Source organism: Mesorhizobium sp. M0019 (assembly GCF_040323975.1).
Lineage (GTDB): Bacteria > Pseudomonadota > Alphaproteobacteria > Rhizobiales > Rhizobiaceae > Mesorhizobium.
The window spans coordinates 53,150-65,712 of sequence record NZ_JAMYVK010000005.1 but is presented as its reverse complement, the minus strand read 5'-3'; the positions used below and the strand labels follow the sequence as shown (position 1 = coordinate 65,712).

Annotated in this window: 12 protein-coding genes; 9 read left to right on the top strand and 3 right to left on the bottom strand. The window is 62.8% G+C overall.

Annotated features, from left to right (window positions below; genetic code table 11):
- Window positions 1–18 precede the first annotated feature (18 nt).
- From NKK47_RS05775 to NKK47_RS05750, 6 genes are all read left to right on the top strand, one after another.
- Window positions 19–1,539: an ABC transporter substrate-binding protein gene (locus NKK47_RS05775; RefSeq protein ID WP_352575538.1), complete on the top strand. Its 1,521-nt coding sequence runs from the start codon at window positions 19–21 to the stop codon at window positions 1,537–1,539.
- A gap of 34 nt (window positions 1,540–1,573) precedes the next feature.
- On the top strand, window positions 1,574–2,533 hold the full coding sequence (locus tag NKK47_RS05770) for an ABC transporter permease (protein WP_352452397.1): 960 nt from the start codon (window positions 1,574–1,576) through the stop codon (window positions 2,531–2,533).
- Window positions 2,533–3,372: an ABC transporter permease gene (locus tag NKK47_RS05765; RefSeq protein WP_352569321.1), complete on the top strand. Its 840-nt coding sequence runs from the start codon at window positions 2,533–2,535 to the stop codon at window positions 3,370–3,372. The genes NKK47_RS05770 and NKK47_RS05765 overlap by 1 nt, the downstream gene beginning before the upstream one ends.
- Window positions 3,369–5,117: an ABC transporter ATP-binding protein gene (locus tag NKK47_RS05760; protein ID WP_352569320.1), complete on the top strand. Its 1,749-nt coding sequence runs from the start codon at window positions 3,369–3,371 to the stop codon at window positions 5,115–5,117. Before NKK47_RS05765 ends, NKK47_RS05760 begins: the two co-directional genes overlap by 4 nt.
- Window positions 5,118–5,186: 69 nt before the next feature.
- The gene (locus NKK47_RS05755) at window positions 5,187–6,197 is read left to right on the top strand and encodes a serine hydrolase domain-containing protein (protein ID WP_352575536.1); all 1,011 of its coding nucleotides are present in this window, start codon (window positions 5,187–5,189) and stop codon (window positions 6,195–6,197) included.
- Window positions 6,194–7,324 (top strand): anhydro-N-acetylmuramic acid kinase, encoded by a 1,131-nt coding sequence (locus tag NKK47_RS05750; protein ID WP_352575534.1) that lies wholly within the window; start codon window positions 6,194–6,196, stop codon window positions 7,322–7,324. Before NKK47_RS05755 ends, NKK47_RS05750 begins: the two co-directional genes overlap by 4 nt.
- On the opposite strand, the gene NKK47_RS05745 is transcribed toward NKK47_RS05750, so the two are convergent.
- Both NKK47_RS05745 and NKK47_RS05740 read right to left on the bottom strand, forming a co-directional pair.
- Entirely contained in the window at window positions 7,325–7,753 is a 429-nt protein-coding gene (locus NKK47_RS05745; protein ID WP_352575532.1) for a GNAT family N-acetyltransferase, read from the bottom strand. It abuts the gene before it with no gap.
- A gap of 49 nt (window positions 7,754–7,802) precedes the next feature.
- Window positions 7,803–8,984: an MFS transporter gene (locus NKK47_RS05740; protein ID WP_352575530.1), complete on the bottom strand. Its 1,182-nt coding sequence runs from the start codon at window positions 8,982–8,984 to the stop codon at window positions 7,803–7,805.
- Between the two features lie 48 nt (window positions 8,985–9,032).
- Between NKK47_RS05740 and NKK47_RS05735 the strand changes: the two genes are divergently transcribed.
- The 3 genes from NKK47_RS05735 to NKK47_RS05725 all read left to right on the top strand — a co-directional run bounded on the left by NKK47_RS05735 (window position 9,033) and on the right by NKK47_RS05725 (window position 11,180).
- Window positions 9,033–9,572: an Lrp/AsnC family transcriptional regulator gene (locus NKK47_RS05735; protein ID WP_352452390.1), complete on the top strand. Its 540-nt coding sequence runs from the start codon at window positions 9,033–9,035 to the stop codon at window positions 9,570–9,572.
- Between the two features lie 140 nt (window positions 9,573–9,712).
- A complete protein-coding gene (locus NKK47_RS05730) occupies window positions 9,713–10,252 on the top strand; it encodes a dihydrofolate reductase family protein (RefSeq protein WP_023676056.1) in 540 nt (179 codons plus the stop codon).
- A gap of 10 nt (window positions 10,253–10,262) precedes the next feature.
- On the top strand, window positions 10,263–11,180 hold the full coding sequence (locus NKK47_RS05725) for a sigma-70 family RNA polymerase sigma factor (protein ID WP_352575528.1): 918 nt from the start codon (window positions 10,263–10,265) through the stop codon (window positions 11,178–11,180).
- Window positions 11,181–11,255: 75 nt separating this feature from the next.
- On the opposite strand, the gene NKK47_RS05720 is transcribed toward NKK47_RS05725, so the two are convergent.
- Window positions 11,256–12,515 carry an ABC transporter substrate-binding protein gene (locus NKK47_RS05720; protein ID WP_352569314.1) on the bottom strand — a complete coding sequence of 420 codons (1,260 nt, stop codon included), beginning with the start codon at window positions 12,513–12,515 and terminating at the stop codon, window positions 11,256–11,258.
- Window positions 12,516–12,563: the final 48 nt, after the last annotated feature.

Here is a 12,563-nt window from a genome sequence, read left to right as displayed (position 1 = left end):
CAATAATGGGAGACGACAATGGTACGGCACATTGGCAAGAAACTGCTTTCCGGCATGACGCTCGCGGCAATGGTTGCCATCGTCGCGCTACCGGTGCAGGCGAGTGCGGCGACGCTGCATATGGCGTGGTCGCAGGACGCCACCGGTCTTGATCCGCACAAGCAGACGGCATTCTCCTCACTGCGGCTGCTGGAGCTGATCTACGAACCGCTGGTGCGGCTCGACGCAAACCTGCAAATCACGCCCGCGATTGCCGATTCATGGCAGTTCTCGACGGACGGCAAGGAGTTGAGCTTCAAGCTCAATCCGAAAGCAAAATTCCAGAACGGCGCCGCCGTGACCTCGGCCGACGTCAAGGCATCGTTCGAGCGCATACTTGACGAGAAGACGGGTGCTGCGGCGCGCGCCAACTTTCTCTCGATCGCCAGCATCGACACGCCCGATCCCGCCACCATCGTGTTCCACCTCTCGCAGCCGGACGTGCCGATCCTGACGGCGATGAGCGACGTCAATGCGGCGATCGTCCCGGCAAGCGAAATCGCGGCCGGCTCGATCGGCACGACAACGATCGGCTCGGGTCCGTTCAAGCTCGAAAAATGGGATCCGAATTCCAAGGAAGTGCTTGTCGCCAACAAGGACTGGGCAGGCGGCGCGACCGGCGTCGACGGCATCGATATCAGCGTGCTGCCGGACGAGACGGCGATCCTGGCGGCGATGCGCACCAAGCAGATCGATTTTGCCCTGCTCAACGATCCGCTTGTCGCCACGCTGGTGCCCAAGGAAGCCAGCCTGCAGTTGAACCGCGTGCCGGTGCTTGCCTATCACGTGCTGCAGCTCAATCCCTCCCGCAAGCCGATGACCGAACTCAAGGTGCGTCAGGCGATTTCCTGCGCCATCGACCGGCAGGAAGTGCTGGACACCGCCTCGCTCGGCGAAGGCAAGGTCACCGGCCCGCTGACCATCCCGGCACTGGCGACCGATCCGAAGCAGTTGTTCTGCTATAAGCGCGACATTGAGAGGGCCAAGCAGTTGATGGCCGAAGCCGGCTATGCCGACGGCTTTTCGGCGACCGTGATCGGCGCCACCGGCGAGCCGCCGACGGCAGCGGCGGAAGCCCAGGTCATCCAGTCGCAACTCGCAGAAATCGGCGTCAAGCTCGACATCAAGATGATGGAGCTCAACGTCTATGTCGACGCCTGGCTGAAGGGCGATTTCGACATGGCAGTCGCGCTGAACGGCGGCAGGGCCGATCCCTACACTATGTACAACCGCTACTGGACCAAGACGGGCAATCTGCAGAAGGTGGCGAACTATATCGACGACACGCTGGACAGTCTTATGCAGAAGGGCCGCACCGAGACCGACCCGGCAGCGCGCAAAGCGATCTTCGCCGACTTCGAGAAGCACATCACTGAGATGTCGCCCTGGATCTGGCTCTACACGTCCTACAGCTACACGGCACAGCAGAAGAATATCGCAGGATTCGAACCGGTGCCGACAGGTTCGCTGTTCAGCCTCGCCAAGGTGACGATCCAGTAGCTGCTTCGATGCCGAACGAGAGGATATTCTTCGCGTGAACTATCTGATGCGGCGACTGGCGACCTTCCCTCTCGTCCTGCTTGGCGTGTCCATCGTGGTGTTCCTGGCGATCCGGATGGTTCCGGGCGATTCGATCACGGCAATGCTGGGGACCGAAGCCGGCCTGCTGACGCCGCAGCAGCGCGATGCGCTTGCAGCTTATTTCGGCATCGACCAGCCCTGGTTCATCCAATACTGGCGCTGGCTGCTTGGTCTTTTCCAAGGTAATCTCGGCATTTCGTCCACCTATGGCAGGCCGGTGCTCGACGTCATCCTCGAGCGTTTCCCGCTAACGTTGGAACTCGCCCTGCTGTCGATGGTCATCGCCCTGCTTGTCGGCATGCCGGCGGGGATCTTTGCCGCCACCCATAACGAAAAGCTGTCCGACCTCGGCGTGCGCGTTGTCGCAATGATCGGGCAGTCGACGCCGAACTTCGTCCTTGCCCTGCTGATCATCTACACGCTGTCGGCGGGGTTTGGCGTTTTGCCGGCGATGGGCGAGTTTTCGCCGCTGTGGCAGGATCCGCTGCGCAATCTCGGCCAGCTGTTGCTGCCTGCGGTCACGCTTGGATTTGCCTTCGCGGCTTCGGTCACCCGCATATCGCGTTCGGCGATGCTCGATGTGCTCAGCGACGACTATGTCAGGACGGCGCGCAGCAAGGGCGTTTCGGCGCGCGGCGTCATCTGGCGGCATGCCTTGCCCAACGCGCTCATCCCGGTCGTGACGCTGAGCGGCATAGAGTTCGGCTACCTCCTGGGCGGAGCTGTCATCGTCGAGCAGATCTATGCGCTGCCCGGTCTCGGCCGCATGGTGCTGGATGCCATCCTGCAGCGCGACTACGCGCTGGTGCAGGGAAGCGTGCTGTTCATCGCCTTCAACTTCATGATCGTCAATCTCCTCGTCGACCTCGCCTATGTCGCGCTCGACCCGCGTATCCGGCTAAGCGAGCACTGATGGCGACATTGCGGGCTATATTTGCGCATCCCAGCGGCCGCATCGGCGGTGCGATCGTTGCGCTTTATCTGCTGCTTGCCGTGCTTGGCATGCTGGGGCTGACGCCGCACAATCCGCTGACGCAGCACCGGGTCGAACGGCTGCATGTGCCTGATAGCACCTACTGGATGGGCACGGACCTATTCGGCCGCGATGTCGCAAGCCGGCTGATGACCGGGATCGGCCAGTCCTTCATCGTGGCCTTCTTTTCGGTCGCCGTCGCGACACTGGCCGGCACCGTGCTCGGGCTGGCGGCAGCCTGGTTCGGGCGCCGCTGGGACGGCCTAGTGATGCGCATCATGGACGTTGTGCTGGCGTTCCCGGCGATCCTGCTGGCGCTGCTGATCGTCGCGGTTGCGGGACCGGGAACCTTGACCAGCGTCATTGCCATCGCCATCGTCTACACACCGATCTTCACGCGCGTCGTGCGAGGTCCGGCTCTGTCGCTCAAGGCGCGCGAGTTCGTCGACGCGGCCCGCACGTTCGGCAGCAGTGCGGGCTATATCGTAACACGGCATCTGCTGCTCAATCTGGTGGCGCCACTGACGGTTCAGGTGACGCTGGCGCTGGCCTGGGCACTGCTGACCGAAGCCGGCTTAAGCTTCCTCGGACTCGGCACGCAGCCGCCCGCCGCGTCGCTCGGCCTGATGCTGAGCGACAGCCGCAATCTGATGGAGACAGCTCCCTGGCTGATGATCTTCCCGGGCGTGGCGATCATGATCGGCATCCTCGGTTTCAACCTGCTCGGCGATGCGTTGCGCGATGTCCTCGACCCGAAGATGCGGAGATCGATCGCATGATCCCGCTGCTGTCCGTCAGCGGATTGCGCGTCGGCTTCGGTCGCAACCCGCAAGCCAATGAGGTCGTGCGCGGCGTCAGCTTCGATCTCGCCGACGGCGAAACGCTGGCCATCGTCGGCGAAAGCGGCTCGGGCAAATCGGTTACGGCGCTGTCGATCAATCGCCTTGTCGATTATGGCGGCGGCCGCATCACCGGCGGGTCGATCAAGCTGAGGCGGGCCGACGGCAGCACCTTCGACCTGACCGCCGCAGCCGAGCCGCAATTGACGAAGATCCGCGGCGGCGAAATCGGCATGATCTTCCAGGAGCCGATGAGCTCGCTCAATCCGGTGCTGACCATTGGCTGGCAGATCGAGGAATCATTTCGCCTGCATCGCGGCCTGACCGGACGACAAGCAACGGCGGCGGCCAAGGACGCGCTCGACCGCGTCCGTATTCCGGACGCAGCGAGGCGGTTGAAATACACGCCCAACCAGCTGTCGGGCGGCATGCTGCAGCGGGTGATGATCGCCATGGCGATTGCGTGCAACCCGCGCCTGCTCATTGCCGACGAGCCAACGACGGCGCTGGATGTTACGGTGCAGGCGCAGATCATGGCGCTGCTCGCCGAATTGAAACAGGAAACCGGGATGTCGATGATCTTCATCACCCACGACATCGGTCTGGTTGCAGGCATCGCCGACAAGGTGATGGTGATGCAAGGCGGAGAAGCTGTCGAGCAGGGCGCATTGAACCAGATATTGGACGATCCGCAGCATCCCTATACGCGGCATCTGCTACATGCGGTTCCGCATTTCGCCGGCGGCAGCGCGACACGCAGGGACGCGCAACGCGAAAAGCAAAAAGCTGCCGAGCCGGCGCTGAAGGTCGATGGCCTCGTAGTGCGATTTCCGGTCAAGGGTGGGTTTTTCAGCCGCGCCAGCGGTGCCGTGCACGCGGTGGACGGTGTGGATTTCGAGCTAATGCCGGGCGAGACATTGGCGGTCGTCGGCGAGAGCGGTTCCGGAAAGTCCACCACCGCCCGCGCGATTCTGGGGCTGGTGCGCTCGACGCGCGGCACAATCTCGGCCAGCGCGCGCAAGGCCGCCGCCGGGCAGAGCGCCCTTCCCGTGCAGATGGTGTTCCAGAATCCCTATGGCTCGCTCAATCCCAGACTCACCGTCGAAAACCTCCTCGCAGAGCCGGTGATCGCTACCGGCGGACGGATAACTGCTGAAACGCGAGCGAAAATGGCCGCGCTGCTGAAACGCGTCGGCCTTCCGGAAAACAGCCTGCAGCGCTATCCGCACGAATTCTCCGGCGGCCAGCGGCAACGCCTGTGCATCGCTCGCGCGCTGATGCTCAATCCTTCGGTTATCGTCCTCGACGAAGCGGTTTCGGCGCTCGATGTGTCGGTGCAGGCCAGAGTGCTGGAGCTTTTGGTCGAGCTGCAGCGTGAATTCGGGCTGGCCTATCTGTTCATCTCGCATGACATGGCTGTCGTCGAGCGGATCGCCCATCGCATCGCGGTCATCTATGCCGGCCAGATTGTCGAGATCGGCGATGCCAGATCGGTGCTCTCGGAGCCGAAGCACTCCTATACCAAACAGCTTATCGCGGCAGTTCCTACTATAGACCGGCGGCATGAACGTTTCGAGCTGGACACGCGCCAGGTCCCCTCGCTCGTGCGTCCGCTGGGGTTTGAGCCGGGCCCGGCCAATTGGCAGCAATTCGGGCCGGATCATAGAGCACGGGTGGAAGTGTGATGATTGTCGCCCAAGAATATGAAAGGCCGGAGGGACAGCCCCATCGCTGCCTTCCGAACGGAGGCGTAGTTGATCGACCATGATCTCTTCTCCCGCGCATTCGCCCCGCTCGAAGCGGCCGTGGCCGCATCGCGCATTCCGGGCGGCGTGCTCGGCACAGTTGACGGGGACGGCGAACGCATCGTCCGGGCAATCGGCTCAGCCCAAGTCGTGCCCAAGATACGGCCGATGCATGTCGGGACATGGTTCGACCTGGCATCCCTGACCAAAGTCATCTTCACCACGTCGCGTATCCTGGCACTGGCGGAAGAAGGCGTCATCGACCTCGACGCGCCGCTGATTTCCGTCCTGCCCGACCTTCGCCAATATGACGAAAAAGCCTGGGAACGGAACGTAACGTTTCGCCAGTGTCTCGGCCATCAGACACCGTTTCCCGCCGTTGCTCCAGTCTACACCTATGGCCGAGATCCCGAGCTGCTGCGCGCCTTCATCCTGCAGCGCGAATGGCAGGCTGGCGAGCCGGTCTATTCCGATATCAACTTCATCCTGCTCGGCTTCGTCCTGGAGCGCCTGTCTGGCAAGACCATTCGCGACATAGATCCCGGTCCGGGCTTCGCGTTCTCCGCCGAACCGGATCAAGCGGCGGCGACCGAAGACTGCACATGGCGCCATCGCGTGCTCTGCGGCGAAGTCCACGACGACAATTGCTCGGCCTTGCAAGGTGCCGGTCACGCCGGCCTGTTCGGAACGGCGGCTTCGGTCCTCGACTTTGCGCAAGGGCTGCTGGACGGGACCGGCGCGTCGCAGCGTTCGATCGCGCTAATGCGCACGCCCTTGTCGGCAACCCGTACCCATGGCTGGGAGCGACCCTACGAAGGCTGGTCCGGCGGCCGGTTATGCAGCCCCGAAACCATCGGTCATACCGGCTTTACCGGTGTCGGGCTTTGGGTCGACTTCGACAAAGGCAGAGCCTGGAGCTTGCTCACCAACCGGATCCATCCGACACGTCATTTCAACAGCGGGATCGCAGCGCTTCGCCAAGCGGTCGGCGATCTCGTCAACGGAGCCCGACAACCATGATTGCGAAAAATGGCGAACCCATGTGGGCCGTCGGCCTGATGACCGGCACCGTGCTGGACGGCAATATCGATGTCGCGCTGATCAAGACCGACGGCGAACGGATTGACGACTTCGGCATCTACACGCTGGCCCCCTACCCGCAGTCGATCCGGACCTTGCTGGAAGAGACGCTGCGGCAGGCAAGGAGCTGGAATTTCACAGGGCCGGAACCGGCAATCTTCCACGAGGCAGAGGAAGCGCTGACGCGCGCCCAGTCCGCGGCGGTCAAGGATCTGGTCGAAAGCCACGGGCTGACGATGGCCGATATAGGGGTCGTCGGCTTCCACGGCCAGACCGTGCTGCACCGTGCCCCGCAAGTGGGCCGACTGGGCCAGACCCGCCAGCTTGGCGACGGCGAGCTGATGCATGCCATCCTTGGCACCAGGGTCGCCTATGACTTCCGCTCGGCCGACATGCGCGCCGGCGGCCAGGGCGCGCCGCTGTCGGCCGCCTATCACGCCGCGCTGCTGCGCGAAGCCGACGCCACCGGCGACACGGCGGTGCTCAATCTCGGCGGCGTCGCCAACATCACCTGGTGGGACGGCACGGACAATGTTGTTGCCTTCGACACCGGGCCCGCCAACGCACCGCTGAACGATTTCATCAAATCGAAGGGGCTCGGCGAAATGGACCGCGACGGCGCCCTTGCCCGCGCCGGCACGGTCGACGAGGCACGGCTGGCCAAGCTCCTGCAGCATCCGTATTTGACCAAACCCTACCCGAAATCGCTGGACCGTTTCGATTTCGGCGCCTCGATGGCGGACGGAATGAACGCCGAGGATGGCGCAGCCCTGCTGACGGCCTTCACCGCGGCCGCCGTCGGCAAGGCGCTCGATCTTCTGCCGCGCCGGCCGAAGCGGCTGGTGGTCAGCGGTGGCGGTCGACACAACCCAACGATCATGGCCATGCTTGCCCGCCGCGCTGGCGTCGAAGCGGTTCCGGCCGAGGCGCTTGGCTGGAAGGGCGATGCGGTGGAGGCGGAGTGTTTTGCGTTCCTGGCAGTGCGCGTGCTCAGAGGCTTGCCGATCAGCTTCCCCAGTACGACCGGCGTGCCCCAGCCGATGCGCGGCGGACGCCTTGCCGGCTAACTAAGCCAACAATTTCTTCTGCAGGAAGATACGGCTGCGGCCAATGGGGAAATCGGCAAGCACGCCGAAGGGCAAATAGCCCTGGCGCTCATAGGCCTTGGCGGCCTTGGGATTGAACGTGTCGATCCAGGCGCCGTGACAGTCGCGCGCGATCGCCTCCCTCTCGGCCGCCTCGAGCATCATGCCGGCCATGCGGTGACCGCGCAGTTTTTCATCGACCCAGAGCCATTGCACATAGAGCCAGCCCCAGGCTGTATATCCCGAGATGCCGGCGACAATAGCGCCGTGCTCGTCGCGCACGAACACGGCCAATGCCTTCCTGCAGGAGGCGCCGACATCACTGTCGTTGAACGCCGCAAGCCGCTCTCCGAGAAAAGCCAGCTCGTGCGGCAAGGGATCGGCGGTTGTCTCAAGCGTTGTATTGTCCATCCACCAAGCATCTATCGAAGGACGGGGCCGAGACGCAAGACTTGCTGCGCTATAGCTTCGGCGAACGCCACGCCGCTGCAACAGCAGCGATCAGCATGAGCAAGGCTGCAACCACCGCCGACGCCGCAAAACCGAATGTGGAATAAAGCGGTCCGAACGCCGTGGTGCCGACGAACACCGCGAGATAGGTCACCGCGCTGTTCAAGCCCATGATCGTGCCGCGCAGCGCAGGATCGAGCGCCGACAGGCGCATCACCAGGACGTTCAGCCCGAAATGATTGGCAAGGCCCCAGACGGCTATCATCGCTATAGTCAGATGGAAACTACTGCTCGCCGCGGCAATCGCGACATATACGGCCGCGACGAGCAGGTAGGCAAATGGCATGACACGCCGCGCACCTAAGCGGTCGATAACGCCGTCAAGAAGTGCCGCCGCGCCGAAGCCGGCGCCATAGGCGAGCGCGGCAAGCCCATTGGCACTGACCGGCCGTCCCAAGCCGTTGTGAAGGTGATCGCCAAGATAGCCGTAGATGCCGTAGAACGCGGTCATGAAGGCGGCGCAGGCAACCAGAAGCGGCACGATGCCCGGAACGCTCAAGGCGCCCAGTGGCGTCGGCGCCGGACCGCTCTTCCTGACATCGCTGAGCGACGTCAGAGACAGGCTGGCCAATGCGAGGGCTGCGAGCACCGCGACCGCCGCGAAAACGGCGCGCCAATGTACCAGATCGGCAAGTACGGCCGACAGCGAAACCCCGGCGACCATGCTCAGCGTCCAGCCGGTCAGCACGACGCCTATGGTGCCGCTTTCGCGGCCGGGCGGCGCAATCGCGGCGGAGCTGGCATAGATTGCCGGCATGGCGACACCTGCAGCGATGCCGGCGAGAAGCTGGGCCGCGACCAGCGCCGTCACGGTCGGCGCAGCGGCGCTGGCGACGAGCGCTACCGCCAGCAGCAGCAACGCCCCTTGCAGCATGCGGCGGGCGCCAAGCCGATCGATATAGCGCGCCAGGAACAAGGCGCTTGCCGATGTCCCGAGCCCGAACGCGGCCGACGCGATCATAACCGCCGGTACGCTTGTGCCGAAGGACGCGGCCACTGCCGGCGCGATCGGACCGAGCACCAGCGAGTTCGAGCCGATCACAGCAATGCACCCCGTCAGCAGGTAAGCGAGGGCCGGGATTGGCGGCTTGGGCGCCGCTGCGAATGTGGCGACTTGATCAGTGTTCGACATATGGCAATAATGGCCGTATTAAATTCTGCATCAATAGGGAATTTCATTATGGATGAAGAAACAGATGGCATTCCGCAGAACAGGCCTGCCGCCCGCGATATCGATGCAACCGACCGAAAAATATTAGGCGTTCTGGTCGACGACGCCACGATCAGCTATGCCGAGCTCGGCGACCGCGTCGGCCTTTCACCGCCGGCAGCCCATGAACGCGTCAAGCGTCTCCGGCGCAGCGGCGCCATCCGCAACACCGCGGTCATCATCGATCCCAAGGCGGTGCACAAGCCGCTGCTTGCCTTCGTCCATATCGACACAAAGGGGTGGGGAAAGACGCCGGAGCTGATGGCAATCTCCGAACACCCCGAAGTCGAGGAGATCCATTCGGTGGCCGGCGACACATGCATGCTGATCAAGGTCCGCACCGAGGACACGCGGGCACTCGAAGGCCTGCTGTCGCGCCTCTACGAAACACCCGGCGTCACCTCGACGCGAAGCTACGTCGTGCTCTCGACCTATCTCGAGCGGCCGGTGCAGCCGGGGATTACGACGGAGTGGCCGACGCCCCGGCACATGGCCAAGCCGCTTTATTAGCTCAAACGATTCTCACGCGTATCCAAAGTCGAACCGGAAACGTCTTAGGCACTGCATCCTGTGGTCATCCGTCGGGCCGGTTCGTTTGCGCCGGTTCTTGGGGTTCAACGGGATGCCTGTTGCGCAACCGGAGACACGCGATGAGAAAATTGATCGTGGGCAGCTTCATTTCGCTGGACGGCGTCATCGAAGCACCAATGGAATGGGCGTCACCGTTCTTCGACGAGGAGATGAAGGAACACTCCTATGAAAAGGCCGGCGAGGCGGATTTTTTCCTGCTCGGCCGCGTCACCTACGAAATGTTTTCGGCGCGTTGGCCGCAGGTCAAAGGCAGCAAGTACATGGATCGCATGAACGGGCTGAAGAAGCTCGTCGCGTCGCGCAGCCTCAAGGAAGTGAGCTGGAACGCGTCGCTGATCGAAGGCGACATCGCTGCCGAAATTGCCAGGATCAAGCAGCAGGCCGGCGGCAACATTTTGAAGTACGGAGTGAGCAATCTCGACCAGACGCTGCTCGCCAACAGGCTTGTCGACGAGTATCAGCTCTCGATCGTGCCGACCCGCGTCGGCCATGGCAAACGCGCTTTCCAGGATGTCGACCCGTCCCTGGTCAGACTGGAGCTTATAGATACCCACCGTTTCAAGAACGGCGTCATTACGTTGACCTATGTCCCGCTATGATCCGTATGCCATGAAGATGCAGCCAAGACTTGACCCGACCGGGCTTTTCGACGTCCGCTACGCCGGTTTTCTGGAGACAGTCGCGCATTTGCGTGGACGGCTGCACCGCTACTGTGCACGCATGACCGGTTCAACGCTCGACGCCGAAGACGTGATGCAAGAGGCGCTGTTCGAGGCCTATCGGAAGATCGAGAAGCTGGACGATGCGAGTGCTCTTGGCCCCTGGCTGTTTCGCATTGCACATAATCGCTGCATCGATTTTCTGCGAAGCCGGCAGGTGCGTCAGCATGCGGAGGCCAATTTCGCCGAAGACGAGATCATCCTGCCGGTCGAGCCGGCGGGCCAGGGCGCGGATCGCGCGATCGAACGGCTGGTGATCCACCTGCCGCCCAAAGAACGCGCCTGCGTCCTGCTCAAGGACGTCTTCGACTATTCGCTGGAAGAGATCGCCGACCTCGTCGGCTCGACTGTGGGCGGCGTCAAGGCTGCGTTGAGCCGTGGCCGTTCGAAATTGGCCGCCTTGTCAGGCGAGCCAATCGTCCGTTCGGAGCCCCAACGCGATCCGGAACTCCTGGAATTGCTCAGCCGCTATGTCGAACTGTTCAACCGCCGCGACTGGGATGGGGTACGGGCGTTGACCAGCGCCGACGCACAATTGCGTGTCGCGGATTGCTTCAAGGGCAGGCTGTCGGAATCACCTTACTTCGTTGAATATGAAAGAGCCTCGACGACCTGGAAAATGGCGGTTGGCGAGATCGATGGCCAGGCGGTGCTGCTCGTGCTCCACCATGGCGAAAACGGTTGGAAGCCGGCCCATCCAGTTCGGATCGAAGCCGCCGGCGGGACCATAAATCGCATCGCCGATTACTATGCCTGCCCTTGGATCATGCCGGCGGCTGGTGCGGTGGTCGTTTCCAGGCCGGCCTAACCAGCAACAGGACATGCAAGTGTCCGGCATCAACCTCAATGGAATGGGATCGATGCCGAACAAGACATAGGCGGCTTACTGAAGCTTCGCCTGCAGGGCGTTGACGTCATCCGTGGTCATTTCGCCGTCGGTCGTCACCTTGCCATCGACGATCTTCCAGAGGCGGAACGGGCCGGTGATGTCGCCGTATTTGTCGAAGGCAACCGGGCCGATGACGCCTTCGTAACGGATCGGCTTGCCATCCTTGATCAGGCCGAGCGCCTTGGCGAACTCGTCCTTGCCGGCATAGATCGGCGTGCCGGCCGGGTCGACCGCCTTGTACATAGCCTCCTTGATCTTGGCCGGATCCTCGGAGCCGGCAATGGCGATGGCCAAGCCGACGATGGCGCCGGCATCATACGACCGGTCGGCCGCCGGGTTCGACGGTTCGATGCCCGAAAATTCCTTGTAGTTCTTGGTGAAATACTCGGTCGATGCGGTCGGGCTGGTGCCGGAGGAAGTGCCGTACGCATCCTTCAGGTAATCCGCGCCAACGGATTCGATGAAGTCCGGGCTGTTCATGCCGTCATTGAGCAGGAATTTCTGGACACCGCCCTGAGAAATCCAGGTACGGGCGATGGTTGCGCCGTCGACAGGCGTGCTGACGAGGTAAAGCCCGTCCGGTTCGCCGGCCATGGCCGCGGTTACCTCCGAGGCATAGCTCGACTGCTTTTCATTGTAGGGCGTGTCGGAGACGATGGTGCCGCCGAGTGCCTTATAGGCGCGCGAAAATTCCGCCACCATGTTGACGCCGAAATCGTTGTTGACGTGGATGACCGACAGCTTCTTGAAGCCTTTGTCGATGGCATATTTGGCGGCAGCGACGCCCTGCAGCGCATCAGATGTGATGGTGCGGAAGAAGATGCCGTTGGTCTTGCCGTCGCGCCCGAGCGCCGTCAGCGTCGGCGACGAGGAAGCAGGCGACACCTGGACTATCTTGGCCGGAGCGGTGACCGAGGTCAGGATCGGGATCGACACCGAGGAGATGATGCCGCCGATGATCACCGGCACCTTCTTGACCTGCACGAGCTGCGTCGCGGCGTCGACCGCAATGTTGCCCTGGCTCTGGCTGTCGCGCGTGTCGGTCGCGAGATCGCAGCCGCGGACGCCGCCCGCATCGTTGATGTCGCGGAAGGCCATCTCGACCGATTTGGCGCCGGCCTGGCCGTACTCGCCGGCCGGGCCTGTCAGTTCCATGACGAGGCCGACGGTGATCTTGCAATCGGCGGCTTGCGCTGCGCCGGCCGCTGTCAGCAGTGCGAGCGCGGTGGTGATCTGAAGTATGGTCTTTTTCATTGTTGTTCCCCTTTTGTTACACGACTCTCATTGATGTCTTGAGCCTGT